Genomic DNA, 16,491 nt, shown 5'->3' with positions numbered 1-16,491 from the left:
TCGCCAGCCCGCCGGCAGGGGCCGACCTCTCAGCAGTTCGCGAGCCCGAGAGCTCTTCAACAGACCGAGGTCCCTGCCGGTCGCTGGAGACACGAACGGCTCATGAGATGGCGTGCCTTGAGCACTTCTATTAGAGCGCCGCGTGCTCCGCCTGGAATTGAAACCGCACATCGGCACGGAGGTAAAGACATTGAGCGCGATCTTCTGCGGCATCGACTGGGCGGAAGGACATCACGACGTAGCTCTGGTGGACGGAGACGGCGCCCAGCTGGCCAAGCTGCGGATCAGCGATGACAGCGCAGGGTTCCATGCGCTGATAGAACTGCTGGTCCGACACGGCGACAGCGTCGATGACCCGATTCCGGTCGCCATCGAGACCCCTCGCGGGCTGCTTGTCGCCTGCCTGAGGGCCACCGGCCGCAAGGTCTACGCGATCAACCCGCTGGCCGCCGCCCGATACCGAGATCGCGCCAGCGTCTCCCGAGCCAAATCCGATGCAGCCGACGCTCGGGTCCTGGCCAACATCCTGCGCACCGACCGGCACACTCACCGCCCCCTACCTGACGACAGCGAAGCCGGTCAGGCCATCGCTGCCCTGGCCCGAGCCCACCAGGACTCAGTCTGGGACCGGCAACAAATGATCAACCGGCTCCGTTCACACCTGCGCGAGTACTACCCGGCGGCCCTCGTGGCCTTTCACGGACCCGGAAGACCCGGCCTCGACTCGCCACGCGCCCGCGTGATCCTGACCGCCGCACCCACGCTGGCCGACGCCGCCAAGCTCACCCGCAGTCAGCTACGCGCACTACTCAAACGTGGCGAACGTCCACGCCACGGAATTGAAGCCGAGGTCGAACGGCTTAGGGAGATCTTCCGCGCGGACTACCTGCGGCAGCTGCCGCAGGTCGAACAGGCTCTGGGACACCAAGCAACAGCGCTCGTCCGGCAGCTCGATGCCGCTTGCACCAGCGTCGCCCAACTCGCGGCCGCGACAGAGGAAGCATTTCTCACGCACCCAGATGCCGAGATCATCACCAGCTTCCCGGGGCTGTCCGTGCTCTCCGGAGCACGCGTCCTCGCAGAGATCGGAGACGACCGCGAACGCTTCGCGGACGCACGAGCCATGAAGGCATACGCCGGCGCGGCCCCCGTTACGCGGGCCTCCGGCCGCAGCCACATCGTTGTGGCCCGAACCGTCAAGAACCAACGACTGGCCTCAGCCGGGCACATGTGGGCCTTCGCAGCCCTCCGCACACAGGCTCCACGCGCCCACTACGACCGACGGCGTGCTGGCGGGGAACGCCACACCGCAGCTCTCAGGAACCTGTTCAACAAACTGCTCGGCTGCCTCTACCACTGCCTGCAACGCCGCACGCTATTCGACCCCGATCGTGCCTTCACATCAACCGTGGACCTCGCTGCCTGAGCACCTACTTGACCCACCAGCGACATGAGATGTCTTCGACCGCTCGGCGACGTGGTGATCGCGGGTGGGGACCAGGGTGCCGTCCAGGATCAGCACAGCGTCCTTGCGGAACCGGCTGCGTTGCTGGAGGGCGAGCGCAGGTCCGAGGTGGTCGATGATGCGGTCGGCGGCCGACTTCGACACCCCGAACAGCGGCGCGAGCTGCCGCATGGTCAGGTTCGTGCGCCAGTAGGCCGCGACCAGCAGGGCACGGTCCTCCAGCGGAAGGCTCCACGGCCGGCCCTTGCGGACTGCGTCCGCCCCCTCGCGCCGCAGCGCGGTGATCAGCTTCCCGAACTGTCGCGGGCTCAGCCCGGTGAACGGGGCTATCCAGGACGGCTCCGGTGCCGTGATCACACCAGCCACGGCAAGATCATTCCACCGCTTCCCGCCCGTCCTGCTCGAACGCGATGCGGCAGCGTTCGACCTGCTCGGCTACCTGCTCCATGAACCAGCGCATGATCTCGTAGGGGATGACGTGTTCATCATGGCTGTGGATGTGGACGGTCGGTTCCAGATCTGGATCCTCGTCGGGGACAAACGCCACCAAGAAGGCGGCTCCAGGCAGGTGCCTCTCGGCGTTGGGGTTCTCGGCCCACGCGGCTGGCGCCAGCACCGCCTCGCTCAGCTCCACAGCCCAGGCATCGTCGGGCAAGGCGTAGTGGAACTGGATGGCGTAGTGACGTCCTGCATGTTCTCGCAGCTCGGCTGGCATGACGGCAGGCTGCCACAGGCGTGAGGTCCGAGTCGCGGAGGGCCCCGCCAGCTTTTGCGGGACAGTCCTTAGTCCTGTGCACAATCGCTGACCTTCGTCTGACCGAACCTCTCAGGCGCCTCGACCACTTCGTCGACGGTCATACCGAACTGGAGCGGTTCGACGCCGACAGCTGGCGAATAGCACCACTTGTCCCGTTCGGGGACACCGGTCTTGAACGCCCTGGCTGCTCCTCTTGAGACACCTGAGATTTGCCGCCGCCCATCATGCCCATCGCCGACCAGCAGACTTCCGGGTGCCGCCGAGCTCGCGCCGATCACTCAGCGCGAACCCCATCCGGGCTCAGCCGCGAATACGCGACGCCTGAACTTGCGAGCTCACCGGTCTCAACCCCGAGTTCCCGAAGCGGCGGACAGGATCACGGCCACGAGCCGGTTGGCCGCCTCCGGACGGCCCTGTGCCCGGGCCCGCTCCGCCTTCGCCTGCCGCACGTGGGCATCGGCAAGGAACGGGCCCAGCACGTCCCGCATCGCTGCGCGGTCACGTCGCACTCCAGCGTGACCGGGGCCCCGGCCTCCTGCAAATGGCGTGCGTTGTGCACCTGCTCGTTGCCTGCCGAGGTGGCCAGCGGGATGAACACGGCCGCCTTGCCCAGCGCGGTCAGTTCGGCGAGCGTGCCGGCCCCGCTGCGCGAGACCACCACTTCCGCGAGCGCCAGGACATCAGGCAGCTCCACGCCGACGAACCCGCTCACGTAGGAGCGGCCCGCACTCTCCACCGGCAGAGATGCCGCCCGCTGACGCAGGTCCCCGACGTGGTCGGGCCCGCACTGGTGGACGAGGTTCGCGTACTCCAGCAGCCACGGCAGCACCTCCGCCACGACCGTGTTGATCTGCTGCGAGCCCTGGGCGCCACCGGTGACGTACACCGTGGGCCCACGGCCTCGGCTGCCCGGGGGAGCCGGGTCAGGCCGCACCCGGACCCAGGCCCACTCCATGGGCCGCGGCGTGTACGCCAGCGACTGGCTCAAGGGGGCGGCCATGCTGGAGAGCCTCGCTCTGCACGAACCACTGGAGGCGAAGAACGAGTTCTTCGCCTGGCTGGTCGCCGAGACGTTCCTCAACACCAATGGAGTCACACTGAACTACGAGCCGGAGGAGGCCCTCGCGCTCGTCACGCGTGCCAAGCACAAGGGCGCCGCGTCCAGGAGGTCGCCGCACGGTTGCGCGCCTGGTCCACCGGCTGACGCGCCGGCCCCGTCCAGGGGCTATCCATTATTCCGCGTGGATCACCGACGGCCGGTCGGCCGGCTCACCCGCGACAGGGCCATCAGCCGTGTCCGGCGCGCTCACCGCATCCCCCTGCCGTCCGGCCGGGCCAGACGCACGCCCGCCCAGCGCAAAGAGCTCGAAGCGCAGGCCGTGGCGATCCTGCGGACCAGGGCCTTCCAGCACGCGATCTACGCGAAGCTCAAGGTGGCCCCCAACACCTGGCGCGAAACGCGATGCAGATGACGGTCGGCGGCCACCACACGGCGCAGCAACTCATGGCCATCCACGGCACTGACCAACCCGCCGCCGGACAGCCTCGTTCATTGCGGTAGCCGATAGTGATGCGGGAAGACCCGCACCACAGGGTGCGGGTCTTGGTATTCGGGCCAGGTCCCTCGGCTCAAAGTTTGAGGGCCGCAGAGCAGTTTCCGATTCCGGTCCGGCATATGCGGACGGACCAGCCCGATTGGACGATACCTACCCACTGTTCCGTGGACGTGCAGACCATGTCGTCGTACCAGCGCCAACTGGTGTCGTCCCAGTCTTTCACCTGAAAGCGAGCGCAGTGGCCGTCGGTGAGACTGTCGCGGGCGTAGATGTCCCACGTACCGTTGGCAGAGTAGTCAACTGCACCCGCCGCGCCGGTTGTGCTCAGGTTGTAGGTATGAGCCTCGGCCGGAGCGGCCGTGAGGCCAATGAGGGCAGCGGCGCTCGATACGGCGAGTACTGTCAGCCTCTTCGGCCTTGAGGCCCGAGTTTTGATCTTCAAAATCCCTCCTCGTTTCGCTGAACACTCCATCGCCCGTCCAGGCGATGACCGGTGGTTGGCCCCGGGCCACATCAGGGCAGGGGCTTGGTGCGATCAGCTACGACGGCCAGGTCTCGAAGATGCCGCTGCACTTGGCCGGCGTGGACCGGATTCGGATCGCCGTTACCGTGACAGATGCGTCGTTGTCCACGGCGCCGTTCGGGTTGAGGCAGATGGCGGTGCTTGTGCTGCCGACCCGTAGCAGGACCGTGTCGTCGTTGCGCGAGTTGTAGACAACATCCGCCCCTTTGCTGCTGGAGCCGAGCGTCTGGTTGTAATCCGCATCCTGGTAGGCGGCCGTCGGGCTGTTGGCGTTCCATTGGGCTTGCGTGAGGTAGAAACACACCCGCGGATAGGCACATCCGTGCACTGCCGGCTCGGCAGCCGCAGATGGGGCACTGGCCACGACGACGCCTATCGCTGCGAACGCCGACCATCCGGACACGATCTTCCGTAGAGTCATGCTGGCTCCTTCCGCCCGCGGGCCGGGTTCCCCGTTGGGCCCCCCGAACGGCCCGCGGACCGTGTGGCTCCGCTGGTCGGGCGGTGCCGGTGTGCCATGACGGTAGAGGCGGCGGCGCAGCTGCCGCGTCGCACGCCGGGTGGAACTCCCGCTCCACCGTGCGCGGTAGCCGCGCAGTGCCCGCAACTTCCGCGGCAGCCGTTCCTTCAACTTTCGCGGTACTTCGAAGGGTTGACGCCGCGCGGTGAGCACCGGCGTTACGCTGCGGCGATGCGCATGCGTACGCCCAGGCCGGCGGTCGTCGACTCACTGATTGCGCTCGCCATGACTGCGGCGGCCGTCCTGCTGGGACAGGGGTCGGTGAGGCAGGGCTGGCCGGAACCCGACACGACCGCTTACGCGCTGCTCGTCCTGGCGCAGTTGCCCGTCGCCCTGCGGCGCAGGGCACCGCTGGTGGTCTTCGTGGCCGTACAGATGGTCGGCGTCGTCTATATCGGCCTGGGGTACTGGCCGGTGGCGTCCGCGTTCGGCTCGCTGCTCGCCCTGTACACGGTGGTGTCGGTGTACTCGGTGCGGATCGCCGTCGGCTGCGCGGCGGTGATGACCGCCAAGTGGGTGTACGCCGGTGTGGTCAGTGACCAGCTGTCCTTGGGGTTGGTCGTGGGTCAGGCACTGCTGTACTGCTCGGTGCTGGTGTGGTCCGGCACGCTGGCCCGCCGCTCCCAGGAACTCGCCGAGCAGTTGCGGGCCGAGCAGGCCGAGCGGGCCCGCCAGGAGGTCGCCGCCGAACGCGGGCGCATCGCGCGGGAACTGCACGACGTTGTCGCTCACCACATGTCGGTGATCTCCGTGCAGGCGGGCCTGGCCCGGTTCGTCCTCGACTCCGATGCCGCAACGGCCCGGGGCGCGCTGGGCACCATCGAGGACACCAGCACGGAGGCGCTCGAGGAGCTGCGGCGCATGCTGAAGGTCCTGCGGGAAGACGACCTGGGCGGCGCCGAGTCGGCCGCGCCCATGCCCACCCTCGCCCGGCTCGACGATCTCGTGCAGCGCGTCCGGGCCGGCGGTGTCCCCGTCGAGCTGAGCGTCGAGGGCACTGTGCGTCCGCTGCCGCCCGGCGTCGAGTTGTGCGCCTACCGCGTCGTCCAGGAGGCCCTGACCAACGTCCTCAAACACACCCGCCATGCCGGCACACGGGTGCAACTCCGCTACACCCCGCACGAACTGACCGTCAGCGTCACCAACGAGGGAGAGGGGATGATTCCGGCCAGAGTGTCGGAGGATGGCGGCCATGGCTTGATCGGCATGCGGGAGCGGGCCAAGCTCTACGGCGGGACGATCCGCGTCGGCCCACGCGCCGAGGGGGGTTTCGCGGTCCGCCTGACCCTGCCGACGTCGGCGACTGCCGCACGGTGGAGGGGCGAACTCAAGGGATGACCAGAGTCCTAGTCGTCGACGATCAGTTCCTCATCCGCGCCGGGCTCGTCGGCCTGCTCGATGCCGCGCCCGGCTTCGAGGCCGTCGGCGAGGCGGGAGACGGCCAGGAAGCGGTGCGACTGGCCGCCAAGACGCGGCCCGACGTGATCCTGATGGACATCCGCATGCCGGGCATGAACGGCATCGAGGCCACTCGGCGCATCCTCGCCGAGTTGGCCGCCCCCGCACCCCGGGTGCTGGTCCTGACCACCTTCGACCTCGACGAGTATGTGTACGGGGCGTTGCGGGCCGGAGCGTCGGGGTTTCTGCTCAAGGACTCCGGCCCCGAGCGGCTGCTGGCCGCGGTGGCCGCGGTTGCCGCCGGCGACGCCCTGTTCGCGCCCACTGTGACCCGGCGACTGGTCGAAGCCTTCGCCCACCGGGCCTCCTTCGAACCACGCGCCCAACCCCCGCCGGACCTGGGCGTGTTGACCACCCGGGAGGTCGAGGTCCTCGAACTCATCGCACGCGGCCTGTCCAACCCGGAGATCGCCGGCCGGCTCTCCATCAGCGAGGCGACGGTCAAGACCCACCTCAACCGCACCATGGCCAAGCTGGACCTGAACAGCCGGGCACAGGCCGTGGTGGTGGCTTACGAGACAGGGCTCGTGACACCGGGACGGTAGGTGCTCCAACCGACGTTTCAAGGTGCAACGATGTACGCGGGAAAGAGTGTTGGCCGAGATCTTTCTGTCGTCACCGACCGCAGATGCGGGAACAGTGCTCCTGCAGGCAAAGAAGAGCAAAGACGTCATGATCCCTGGTTCAACGCGCGGGTCAACTCCCGGTTCGCTGCCCGTGCGGCATCAATGTCCTCCGTCCGCTCTTCGAGCTCGCCCCGCTTCTCAGCGAGGTCCTGTTCAAGGAGGGCGATCCGCCGTCGGGGATGGTCGATGTCGACCGCCGCGGGCGCACTCCATGGCCGGCTGTCCCGGCGATCGCCTGCCCGACCGCACCCGCCGACCGGCGCCCGTAGCCGGCCGCCGGTAGCCCGGGACGCAGGGCGGCAGTCGTGGAGGGCCCGATCAGCTCCCCAAGTTGAGGTCCCACAGGTGTCCGGGCCCGTCAGTCCAGCCAGATGGGCATCGCGTCGTCCGCCCATGGCAGCAGCCTCGAAGAACTGTGTGAGGCCGTCGTACGAGGGACGTCCCCATTCCAGTGAGCTGAGCTCAGACGCCATCCGCTGGTGGGCACCGCACCCATTGGTCGCCAGCGCCAACTCGCCGCTGTCACACGGGATACGGCTCCTGACAGGCTCTTGACACTGAATCGATGGAGGATCAGCATTCAGAAACCTCCCCGCCTTCGACTCGGTAGCCCCACGTCAGGGCGGATGTTTACGTAAACATCGAGCAATCGAACAATGGAGTTCGTGTGAATCGCCTCCGCTCCCGCATCCGTCTGCGGGCCTTCCTGGTCGTCGCAGCACTTCTCGCACCACTGCTGACGGTGTCCCATGGCGCATCCGCCGCCACGAACTCCTTCCGCGGAGTCAACTGGGCGGACAGCCGTGACAATTACGTGGACGGCTGGGTGATCCCGACCGGCCTCACGGCCGGGGACAGCTACGACAGCGTCCGCTCCAAGGCCGACGGCATCATCAGCGGCTTCCAGCAGCAGCTCGGCGCGAACACCGTGCGGCTGCCGATCAACCCACAGAGCGTCAACTCGGACTGGTGGGCGCGGTACAAGGGAGCCGCCGACTCGGCCCTGTCCCACGGCATGAAGGTCATCTTCGGCTACTGGGAAGCGAACAAGGACGGCAAAGTCGATGACATGAACGCGTGGAACACCATGTGGGACAAGGTCATCAGCGACTACGGCAGCAACGGCAACGTCTACTTCGAACCGATGAACGAGCCGTTCGGTTACAGCCTGAACGACTGGGTGTCGCTCTGCTCGTCGTGGCTGTCCCGGCATTCGAGCACCCCCCGCGGGCGGGTCCTCATCAGCGGCACCGGTTACAACGACAACGTCACGGGCGTCGGAGCGGCCGGCGCCCTGAACGGCACGCTGCTGTCGCTGCACTTCTACGGATACTGGGCCTCCGACACGACCCGCTCGGCATGGACCACCAACCTGAGCAACCGGCTCGGCTCGTACTCGTCCCGCACCATCATCGACGAGGCCGGTGCCCCGATGACGACCGGGCTGAATTACTACGGCGGGAACCAGGACGGCAACACCTTCACCGCGTACTTCGCCGCCACCACGGACCTGACGAGGTCCCGTCAGATGGGCGTCGTCTACTGGCCCGGCCTGCGCTCGGGCGACAGCTATTCGATCACCCGGCAGAGCGGCAGCGGACTGGCGGTGAACAACTCCTCGGGCGTGGCCCAACTGCGCTGGGGCTGGGGCCTGTAACCGGACAGACGGCCGAGGGGGCCTTCCGCCCCGCCTTGATGTTCTTCGTCACGACCGTGCGCCCCGACGGATGCCCGCACTCGGCAGCCGTCGGGGCCGTCATGTCCTCCTGGTGCTACCAGTGCGGCACGGCGGGCGCCTCGCATCCCGGCTCGGCGACCCGCATCGCCGCCGCCGTCGTCCCGCTCGCGCAGCGAACCGTCGTCGTCCAGACAACGCCGGTGGAGGGCGGCGGCTGCCCGAAGACCCAGCGCGGTGGACAGGTCGTACGGCGGTTCGCCGGGAAACTCCACACTTCTACTCGGGATCACCAACCGGCGACGGTCGCATTTCAGCAGGTCAGCGCATTCCGTCGGTTGGCCGGTGGCGGTGAACGATCGCCGAGCACCTCGAACAGCAGCCGCAGTGGCCTCTCGCAGTGCAGGTTGAGCATCCTCATCGATTCTTGAGCGACCGTCTGCGGAGGGAATCTTGAGCGACCGTCTGCGGAGGCTCGAAGGAATACGTGCGAGTGCGCTCGGCAGCTCCCATTAGAGGCTGAACGGGTTGCGGCCACCCAGATCACGACCGCCGCACTCCGGGTCGTCTAGGTCCAGTGACACATCGGGTTCGATCCTGAGTGCATCGGCGTCCGCGTTGGCGAAGATGGAGGTGATGATCGGTTCGTCGGACTCCGGCGGCTGCCACGCCAGTTGCGGGTCGAGCACACTGAAGATCGGGGTGATGATCGGTTCGTCAGACTCCGGCGACTGCCAGGCCCGTTGTGGGTCCAGCCCGCTTTCCACTTCCGGTACCCCCTTGAAGATGCGGCGTTTCCTGGCGAGGCGTTCCGGCCGCTTCGTCATTTGGTGGGTGACCTTCGGTAGCACTGGCATCTCGTAGGCGGTATGGGTCTGCTCCCGTCCCGCCGCCGGGCGGCAGGGTTCAGCGGCGCCCATGTGGTCTCGCAGCAAGTGGGCCCGCGCCCGCAGGCGGCGCACATTGATGTTGTGCACGGCCTCGCCGACGACACGGGTCGCGTCGTCGACGAAGGCCAGGAAGGTCGGGTGCAGGATGTACTTGCCCACCTTGACCACCGCCTCCCACGTCTCGTCGCCGCGGGCCAGATCGGTCAAGACGGCGGCGGTCCAGCCCTCGGGTGTGGAGTTCGGAAGCATCAGCCGCCCGAGCACGTCGAAGGCGTCGGCCGTCTGGCGCTCCCCAAGATGCGGTGCATCGGCCTGACCTGCCACGCCGGTCAGGCCGAGGTCAGCCTCTGCCCATCGATGTGACAGGGCGTCCACGGCGAGTTTGACCGAGGTACAGACGAATTCCTTCTGCGCTGCGGCCCCGACCGGCGGGTGGGCCGGCCCGTCATGCCCCAGCATCGCCTGTGCCCGCCCCGCCAGGACGGCGAGAGCCCATGTCGGCTGCTCCGGGTCCGGAGGGGTTCGCCGCAGCTCCCTCTCCGCCTCGCGGGCAGCCCTCAGCACCCCGCGAGCCAGCTGGTCGAAATGCTCGAGCGACGTGGCGCCCCACTGACTGGGGCCCCTCTGGTCGTCGGCGTTCATGTTGTTCCCCCTCCTCGGCCGGTCCGACAGCACGAGCGGAAAAGGCCGGTAAGCCCAGGATGCCCCGCATGATGCCGTTGTAGCCTCATCGGTAGCGTCGGACCGGCGAGTAGCACGCCCCGGATCACCATGGCCTCAGTTCTGCGCGGTCCGGCACTCGGTCGTCAGCGAGAAGTGCTCAGCATTCCCTGCGACAGATCACGCAGCCCGACCAGCAGACCGAGGACCGTACCGCGGACCAGCTCGAACTGTTCCCCGGCCGCATGCCCGTCTAAGCCCCTCAACCCCCTGAGCCCTCCACCACCCCAAGACCGGGCAACGAGGCGGCCACAGGCGGAACCAGGGGCCCCACCAGCGGGATTCCGTGCTCACCCACCTCCCGTGAAAGTCCGCACCCCGCATGTACGATCCGAGTCAGGTTGATCGTTTGAGCAGCGGCGCGATCAACCCACGCGGCGGAGGTGTAACCGCCGCACAGCCCCCTTCCAGGGGGCAGGACCACGTTCAAGTCGTGGCCGGCGCCCCACCCGTGAAGGCCCCCACCCACCCCAGGCCGGGGGTCTTCCGCATGCCCGCCGATTCTTGATCAGGGAACCGTTCGGCATCTTTCGCAGGGCCTTTTGTGGGAAACGGTTTAGCCGGTCACTCTGGCGGTGCCATGGCCTTTTGAGCTGCAGAAACAAACTCCCCCCGCGCATTGGCCAGGCGAGTACCCGTGTCAGCCATGACCGGTACGGCGCGCGGGTCATCGCCTGCTTCAAGCACTCTGCGCGTTGCTACCGAGAGCCTCAGGGCTTCCGCGTGGATGGTTTCCGCCAGATCGGCCATATGCCCAGGACCAGTGACGGCGACTTCCGTCGCCGCCCGTCGCAAGGCGTGGAGAGTCTCAGTCACGTGCGCCCACTCGCTTTGCGTAACTGCCCTGCTTGTGTGCTCTTCGGATTCCCTGGATCCAAAGAAATCGCTGAGAGCCCGCTGGACTGTCTCCCCTTGGTCCAGCACGGCGGCGAATGCCACGCGGCGTTCCTCACGGAGTCGGTGCCGTATGTCAATCGCCTCCTGTTCCCGGGATTGACGACGCGCGGTGTGTGCCTGAAGCAGTGGACTCATGAGCCCAGCGGCCAGCGTTCCAGCGATCCCCAGCCCCGCCGCCAACACCGCAGCGTCCCCTTGATCCATGCCGGACATGATGCCGCCCACGGCGTTGGTCATGAAGGCGGAAGACCAGCCTTCGGAGATTCCGGCCTGTCCAGGCAGACGGATCACGGAACGTAGACGCTGGCACGCCCCCGCGCCTCCTACCGGGGGTCGACCTGCCCCGGTAGGAGGCGCTTCCGCATGCACCCTCGTCCTGTACGGGCAGATCGGCCGCGCCACCGTGGAGTGCGGCGGCAACTGCGAGACCAGCACCAGCGTGTGGGGAGCAGGCGGCGCCTCCCCAACATGGCCGGCCTTCGACTGCGCCTCGATCTGCGTCTGCCTCGAGACCGATGCCCTCCTTGACCCTGCCGAGGACGCCCGGCTGACGATCGGGTCACCGGCCGAGCTACTGATCGGCTTGGCGGCCCGCTTCAATGATGCGAGCGAGATCCCCGTCCACGGGGATGTCGAAGGTCTGCATGATCTCGACTACGGCTGTTCCCACTCGCCTACGCAAGTGCCGCAATGCGTTGGAGAACGGGCTCCAGTTCCGCCGTGCCCGGTTGCTGCTCATGCCGGTAAGGAACTGACGCACCGCTGCCTGAATCTCGCGAAGACCGCTCCGCAGTTCGATGGTTTCGCACTCAGGGATTTGCTCGCTGAGATACGACCGCAGACGCTCAGCCGAAGTGACAACCCGATCGGCGATCTCGGATTCGTACACGTCGTACAGCATCCGATGATCTTCCAGACGGTGCAGAACCTCCAGGGCCCGTCCCCGATCGGTCTTCACAGCCTCCCAGTTCGCTGATACGCCGGTCAGCGAGACACCCACCGAAGTGAGCCGCTTCTTCTTGGTCCGCTTCCGCCAGAACCACATCGTTCCTCCCCCTGACTGTGACCGACTTCCTGTCTCACAGGGCCCAACCGTTTTCCAGCCCGCTATCTGATGACTTACCGCCGCCTCGGGACGCTTAGTCTGGTGTCGTGCCGCTGGTTTTGGGCCGGGCCGCCTTCTCCCGCAGGGGGCCCGTTGTCTTCAGCGGGCTGTGGCGTCCACTCCGCCTGCATCGTGGACCGTGGCGGCTCGGTCGTGACGCCGGCGAACACACTGGTGTCCGTCGAGTGGACGCGAATCCTGGACGACGTGAGCACGGCGCACGTCGTCATCAACCCGGACGGCGACTGCTGCGCCCAACTCGGCAACGTCCGTACCTGGCGACACAAACTGGTCCTCGCCCGCGATGGTGTCACCGTGTGGGAGGGGCCGATCATCCAGGCCGAGTGGTCGTTCGGCAAGGTGGAATTGTGGGCCTCCGACGTTCTGGTGTGGCTTGACCGGCGCGTTCCGCACGAGTCGATCGTGTTCGACGGCTCCGACCTCACCGACATCGCGAACTGGCTGATCGAGGACGCGTTCGCGCCGGACGACCCGGGCCACATCGTGGACATCCTCGGACCCTCCGGTGTGGAGGGCGGACGGCAGTACAGCGAGGACATCGGGCAGAGCGGCGACCACCTCCGCGATCTCGCGGATACCGGCCTCGACTACACGGCCATCGGCTCCACGATCGTCCTCATGCCGGAGACCTGGGACGCGAGCGTCGGCACGCTCACGGACGTCGACTTCCCCGAGGGCCTGATCGTCGCCGAGGACGGCTCTGCGCTCGTGACTCGCCACATCGTGCACGGCGACGAAGACAGCGGCGTCAAGGGCGTCTCGGGCGGTATGGATTCCTACTACGGGCTGCTGGAGCGCAGCGTGGAGGAGACCTCGGTGACGACGAGTGCCTCGGCGGAGTCGGCGGCGCGGTCGAAGCGTGCGGCGGCCTACCCGGTGCCAGTGTTCCTCAGTTCCGACGAGGTGACCCTGTCGCCGGAGGCCGCGGTGGACGTGGCCAGGCTCGTGCCGGGCTGGCTGTGTGGACGTCACCACCGCGGCGACATGCCGGCCACTGCGGCAGCGGTTGAAGATCGGCGGCGTGAAGGTGTCGGAGGACGGAGACGGAGAGAGTGTCCAGGTCACTCTTGCGCCGCTGAGTAGCGATCTGGGGGACTGATGGCGGTACGAGGATCCGCAGCGCGGCGCAACCTGGATCCCATGGGCGGCGTCCTGCGCGACCTGGACCGTCAGTCGAGGACGCTGTCCCGGAAGCCGGGCCGACGTGGGCGCCAAGGTGACCAGGGGCTGCCAGGTGAGCAGGGTGCCCCCGGGGTGCCGGGACCGCCGGGGGAACAGGGTGTGCCGGGGCCGCCCGGACCACGGGGCGCGGCACCCGCCGCTGCAGTCCTCACGACGGCCGCTGACGGCCGCGCCACCTGGACGTACCCCGTACCGTTCGCAGCAGCCCCGGTGATCAGCGCACTGCCCGTGGATCCCCACCCGGGCGACGACCACACGGTGACGGTGACCCTGGAGCAGGTCACCGGCGAGTGCGCGACCGTGCGCGTGTGGCGGACGCAGCCGCCTACCGGGCTGGGCCTGCTGCCGCTGCTGCCCGCTGGGGCGGGGGTGCAGGTGCACGTCACTGCGAGTGGTGAACCGGCCAGCTAACCTCTGCGGGTAGCCGCTGGTTGTGGGCCGGGCGCGTGCGATACCCCGGGAGGGGCTTTCATGGCGCGTGCCTGCGTATGTGACGACTACTTCACGGTGGACTCCGACCCCGATGAACTCTGCCTGAAGCCGGGAACGATGGGCCTGCGCCGGATCGTCGTCCACAACGACCCGGGGACTTTCCAGTTCCGCAAGGCTGACTACCCGTGTCTGGCGAAGGTGTTCGTGCGGGTCCAGGGGGGGGCGGAGGCGGCTCGGCCGGAGCGAACGCAGCCGCCAATCAGTGCATCGTGCGCCCCGGCGGCGCGGGCGGCGGCTACAGCGAGCAGCTGATTGCCGCGTCTTCGCTGGGCGCTGTGGAGACGATCGTGGTGGGTGCCGGGGGTGATGCGGGCGGGACGGCGACGAGCGGCGGGGCCGGCGGCAGCAGTTCCTTCGGCGGGTTCGTGACGGCCAACGGAGGCGACGGGGGACACTCGATCCAGACCTCGGGCACGGCGGCGGACGTGTCGTCGGGCGCGGCGGCTCCCCTTGTCGGTCGCGGCCAGTTCGCGCAGGGCGGGGCCGCCCTCCGTCTGAACGGGACCAACGGTGTCTCTGGAGCTGGCGGTGAGTCCTATATGGGGCACGGCGGGCAAGCTCGCGTGAGCGAAGGCAATGGCACCGGGCCGCGCGGCTTCGGCGGCGGAGCGGGCGGAGGGCTCTCCTACGGTGGCTCGGTCAACGGCGCGCCAGGCGGTGGGGGATGCGTGATCGTGGAGCTTTACGGCTGAGCTGCCGCAGCTGGGGGTGTTGGTCCGCGCCGTAGACTGACGTTCACGCCGCTGGTTGTGGGCCGGGCCGAGATCACCTTGAAGGGTGGGCGTCTTGGCCAGGTGTCAGTGTGGCGGCGACGGCTGCAACTGCGTGGTCATCGCTGGCGAGAACGCTGAAGTGACGGGCGCGGGCAGCACGCTGAACCCTTATGTGGTCTCGGCTGTCATCGGCTGTGAGGACGTCCGGCCGTGCATCTCCGCCGGGGACGGCATCAGCTACAACTCGTCGACCGGCGTCGTATCGGGGCACCTGTCCGACCAGGCCGGCAACAACGTCGCCATCGGCCCGGACGGTGGCCTGTTCGTGCCGACTGGGGCGGCGACGGTGAGCGTGGGGTGTGGCATCACCGGTGACGGCTCCGCCAGCGCGCCCGTCACGGCCAACACCGGGGCGTGGCCGTATGCGTGCGACGTGGACACTTTCGGCGGTGTCGTGGCCTGCGACAGCAACGGCGTCTTGCGCTCGGAGCCACGAGGCAAGGTCTCCATGACCCGGTACGCGGAGAGCCGGACCTACAACCGGGCGGTTCCGACGGGGAGCATTCAGAGGGCGGACACCTTCGCCACCACGATCACCAACCCCGACACGTGCCGTCCGGCCTTCGTGGTCGTGGAGCGTGAGATGGACGTGTTCTTGACCCATGCCCAGTTTCGCGGCGACTCGTCCTCTGGAAAATGGATCTTCAGCCGGGCTGAGATCTGCTCCGGGCTCCAGGCGTTCGTCCACCGGTGGCCATTGCGATGCGGCTTGTTGCGCCCCATCCACTCGGGAGCCTGCGGACCGGGAAGCGCCCTACCATCCAGGGCCCGGATCACGCCCAGCAAGCGGTCCTGGACATACTCCCGCAGCCGCTCGTTCGCGGCCGGCTTCTCCTCTTTGGGGCGCCGTGCCACGAGGTCGGCCTTCCACTGCGCCACCGATGCCCGGTACTCGAGACTGCCACCGCGTGTGGCCCCGTTGCGCCGCAGCTCGCGGGAGAGCGTTGATGGTGACCGGCCCAGTCGGCCAGCGATCTCCCGTGCCCGCCTACGCGCGCGGGCGCCGGCCCAAGCAGGCCACGCTCGCCCAACGACCCGCTTCGCGCGCCCTGGTGGGGGCGAAGTTGGCTCTGTGCTGGTCTCGCGATTTGATCGCAGGGTGGCTGTGACGCCAGTTTTCCGGTGCCACCGCCATGCAGAACTCGCATGAAGCGATCTGCCTCTCGCTCTACGACCCTCGTCGCCGACAGGCAAATCGACCGGAGCCTCACTCAGCGCCTGCGGTCAGCCCGGCCCATGCGCCGCCCGAAGATCGCCCACCGACCTACCGGGCGGGGCATCATCCGCGGCATGGTGTCCATCACCGCCCGCCCCGCCGAGGTCGAGGACCGGAAGGTCCTCGGTCATGGGGAGGGCGACCTCGTGATGGGGGCCAGGCACTCGGCGGTCGCCACGCTCGTTGAGCGCACCAGCCGCTACACGACCATCGTCGCGCGGCCGGACGGCATCAAGGCCGAGCAGGTCACCCCGCACCGCACCCGGAGCCTCCTCGGCATCCCGGCCCACGTGCGGCGGACGCTCGCCCGGGACCGCGGCCGGGAGATCGCCGAGCACCAGGCCATCACCACCGAGACCAGGGTGTCGATCTTCCTCTGCAAGCCGCGGAGCCCGTGGCAACGCGGCACCAACCGGCCGCTGCGGCAGTACCTCCCCAAGGGCGCCGACCTCCGCACGTTCAGCCAGGCCGACCTGGACGCCATCGCTCACGAACTCAACCACCGTCCGCGCAAGACCCACGACCACCGCACTCCGGCGGAGGTCTACGCGGGCCTCATGAACAGCAGTCATGCGCTGACCGCTTGAGCTAGCCATCGTTTGGCGGCAGGCGGGG

General features: G+C 68.0%; 15 protein-coding genes and 2 pseudogenes. 9 read left to right on the top strand and 8 right to left on the bottom strand.

The window, feature by feature from the left end:
* Positions 1-190: 190 nt before the first annotated feature.
* Positions 191-1,426, top strand: coding sequence for an IS110 family transposase (locus ACIBJB_RS32820; RefSeq protein WP_398936220.1), 1,236 nt, complete (start codon positions 191-193; stop codon positions 1,424-1,426).
* A gap of 33 nt (positions 1,427-1,459) precedes the next feature.
* Here the strand turns inward: ACIBJB_RS32820 and ACIBJB_RS32815 are convergent.
* From ACIBJB_RS32815 to ACIBJB_RS32805, 3 genes and pseudogenes are all read right to left on the bottom strand, one after another.
* Positions 1,460-1,831, bottom strand: a pseudogene (locus ACIBJB_RS32815) (transposase family protein); the annotation flags it as partial.
* A 7-nt stretch (positions 1,832-1,838) separates the two neighbouring features.
* Positions 1,839-2,180: a hypothetical protein gene (locus ACIBJB_RS32810; protein ID WP_398935978.1), complete on the bottom strand. Its 342-nt coding sequence runs from the start codon at positions 2,178-2,180 to the stop codon at positions 1,839-1,841.
* A gap of 418 nt (positions 2,181-2,598) precedes the next feature.
* Complete coding sequence (locus ACIBJB_RS32805) at positions 2,599-3,222, bottom strand: UDP-N-acetylglucosamine--N-acetylmuramyl-(pentapeptide) pyrophosphoryl-undecaprenol N-acetylglucosamine transferase (RefSeq protein ID WP_398935976.1); 624 nt, start codon at positions 3,220-3,222, stop codon at positions 2,599-2,601.
* On the opposite strand from ACIBJB_RS32805, the gene ACIBJB_RS32800 reads away from it, so the two are divergent.
* Entirely contained in the window at positions 3,221-3,694 is a 474-nt protein-coding gene (locus ACIBJB_RS32800) for a hypothetical protein (protein WP_398935974.1), read from the top strand. The genes ACIBJB_RS32805 and ACIBJB_RS32800 overlap by 2 nt on opposite strands.
* Before the next feature lie 623 nt (positions 3,695-4,317).
* On the opposite strand, the gene ACIBJB_RS32795 is transcribed toward ACIBJB_RS32800, so the two are convergent.
* Positions 4,318-4,722, bottom strand: a complete 405-nt coding sequence (locus ACIBJB_RS32795) for a hypothetical protein (protein WP_398935972.1) — start codon at positions 4,720-4,722, stop codon at positions 4,318-4,320.
* Positions 4,723-4,992: 270 nt separating this feature from the next.
* Between ACIBJB_RS32795 and ACIBJB_RS32790 the strand changes: the two genes are divergently transcribed.
* The 3 genes from ACIBJB_RS32790 to ACIBJB_RS32780 all read left to right on the top strand — a co-directional run bounded on the left by ACIBJB_RS32790 (position 4,993) and on the right by ACIBJB_RS32780 (position 8,562).
* Entirely contained in the window at positions 4,993-6,159 is a 1,167-nt protein-coding gene (locus tag ACIBJB_RS32790) for a sensor histidine kinase (protein ID WP_398935971.1), read from the top strand.
* Entirely contained in the window at positions 6,156-6,824 is a 669-nt protein-coding gene (locus tag ACIBJB_RS32785; RefSeq protein WP_398935969.1) for a response regulator, read from the top strand. Before ACIBJB_RS32790 ends, ACIBJB_RS32785 begins: the two co-directional genes overlap by 4 nt.
* 748 nt (positions 6,825-7,572) lie before the next feature.
* Positions 7,573-8,562: a cellulase family glycosylhydrolase gene (locus ACIBJB_RS32780; protein ID WP_398935967.1), complete on the top strand. Its 990-nt coding sequence runs from the start codon at positions 7,573-7,575 to the stop codon at positions 8,560-8,562.
* 530 nt (positions 8,563-9,092) lie between these two features.
* Here the strand turns inward: ACIBJB_RS32780 and ACIBJB_RS32775 are convergent.
* The 3 genes from ACIBJB_RS32775 to ACIBJB_RS32765 form a co-directional block, all read right to left on the bottom strand.
* The gene (locus tag ACIBJB_RS32775; RefSeq protein ID WP_398935965.1) at positions 9,093-10,112 is read right to left on the bottom strand and encodes a hypothetical protein; all 1,020 of its coding nucleotides are present in this window, start codon (positions 10,110-10,112) and stop codon (positions 9,093-9,095) included.
* A 642-nt stretch (positions 10,113-10,754) separates the two neighbouring features.
* Positions 10,755-11,378, bottom strand: a complete 624-nt coding sequence (locus tag ACIBJB_RS32770) for a hypothetical protein (RefSeq protein ID WP_398935963.1) — start codon at positions 11,376-11,378, stop codon at positions 10,755-10,757.
* Positions 11,379-11,658: 280 nt separating this feature from the next.
* The gene (locus ACIBJB_RS32765) at positions 11,659-12,132 is read right to left on the bottom strand and encodes a hypothetical protein (protein WP_398935961.1); all 474 of its coding nucleotides are present in this window, start codon (positions 12,130-12,132) and stop codon (positions 11,659-11,661) included.
* Positions 12,133-12,399: 267 nt separating this feature from the next.
* Between ACIBJB_RS32765 and ACIBJB_RS32760 the strand changes: the two genes are divergently transcribed.
* From ACIBJB_RS32760 to ACIBJB_RS32750, 3 genes are all read left to right on the top strand, one after another.
* Positions 12,400-13,296, top strand: coding sequence for a hypothetical protein (locus tag ACIBJB_RS32760; protein ID WP_398935959.1), 897 nt, complete (start codon positions 12,400-12,402; stop codon positions 13,294-13,296).
* A 15-nt stretch (positions 13,297-13,311) separates the two neighbouring features.
* A complete protein-coding gene (locus tag ACIBJB_RS32755) occupies positions 13,312-13,806 on the top strand; it encodes a hypothetical protein (RefSeq protein ID WP_398935957.1) in 495 nt (164 codons plus the stop codon).
* A gap of 290 nt (positions 13,807-14,096) precedes the next feature.
* Positions 14,097-14,579 carry a hypothetical protein gene (locus ACIBJB_RS32750; protein ID WP_398935955.1) on the top strand — a complete coding sequence of 161 codons (483 nt, stop codon included), beginning with the start codon at positions 14,097-14,099 and terminating at the stop codon, positions 14,577-14,579.
* 693 nt (positions 14,580-15,272) lie between these two features.
* Here ACIBJB_RS32750 and ACIBJB_RS32745 read toward each other — a convergent pair.
* Positions 15,273-15,641, bottom strand: a pseudogene (locus tag ACIBJB_RS32745) (helix-turn-helix domain-containing protein); the annotation flags it as partial.
* Between the two features lie 165 nt (positions 15,642-15,806).
* Here ACIBJB_RS32745 and ACIBJB_RS32740 point away from each other — a divergent pair.
* Positions 15,807-16,463, top strand: coding sequence for an IS30 family transposase (locus ACIBJB_RS32740; protein WP_398935953.1), 657 nt, complete (start codon positions 15,807-15,809; stop codon positions 16,461-16,463).
* Positions 16,464-16,491: the final 28 nt, after the last annotated feature.

Source organism: Streptomyces sp. NPDC050759, from assembly GCF_044456945.1.
Lineage (GTDB): Bacteria > Actinomycetota > Actinomycetes > Streptomycetales > Streptomycetaceae > Streptomyces.
Note: the sequence above shows the minus strand (reverse complement) of the source record. Positions and strands in the feature narration are given on the sequence as shown.

Excerpts from the sequence above, each read along its gene's own strand:
- ACIBJB_RS32805 (WP_398935976.1), bottom strand. The coding sequence starts at position 3,222 with ATGGCCGCCCCCTTGAGCCAGTCGCTGGCGTACACGCCGCGGCCCATG.
- ACIBJB_RS32785 (WP_398935969.1), top strand. The coding sequence starts at position 6,156 with ATGACCAGAGTCCTAGTCGTCGACGATCAGTTCCTCATCCGCGCCGGG.
- ACIBJB_RS32755 (WP_398935957.1), top strand. The coding sequence starts at position 13,312 with ATGGCGGTACGAGGATCCGCAGCGCGGCGCAACCTGGATCCCATGGGC.
- ACIBJB_RS32800 (WP_398935974.1), top strand. The coding sequence starts at position 3,221 with ATGCTGGAGAGCCTCGCTCTGCACGAACCACTGGAGGCGAAGAACGAG.
- ACIBJB_RS32790 (WP_398935971.1), top strand. The coding sequence starts at position 4,993 with ATGCGCATGCGTACGCCCAGGCCGGCGGTCGTCGACTCACTGATTGCG.
- ACIBJB_RS32775 (WP_398935965.1), bottom strand. The coding sequence starts at position 10,112 with ATGAACGCCGACGACCAGAGGGGCCCCAGTCAGTGGGGCGCCACGTCG.
- ACIBJB_RS32795 (WP_398935972.1), bottom strand. The coding sequence starts at position 4,722 with ATGACTCTACGGAAGATCGTGTCCGGATGGTCGGCGTTCGCAGCGATA.
- ACIBJB_RS32810 (WP_398935978.1), bottom strand. The coding sequence starts at position 2,180 with ATGCCAGCCGAGCTGCGAGAACATGCAGGACGTCACTACGCCATCCAG.
- ACIBJB_RS32765 (WP_398935961.1), bottom strand. The coding sequence starts at position 12,132 with ATGTGGTTCTGGCGGAAGCGGACCAAGAAGAAGCGGCTCACTTCGGTG.
- ACIBJB_RS32740 (WP_398935953.1), top strand. The coding sequence starts at position 15,807 with ATGAAGCGATCTGCCTCTCGCTCTACGACCCTCGTCGCCGACAGGCAA.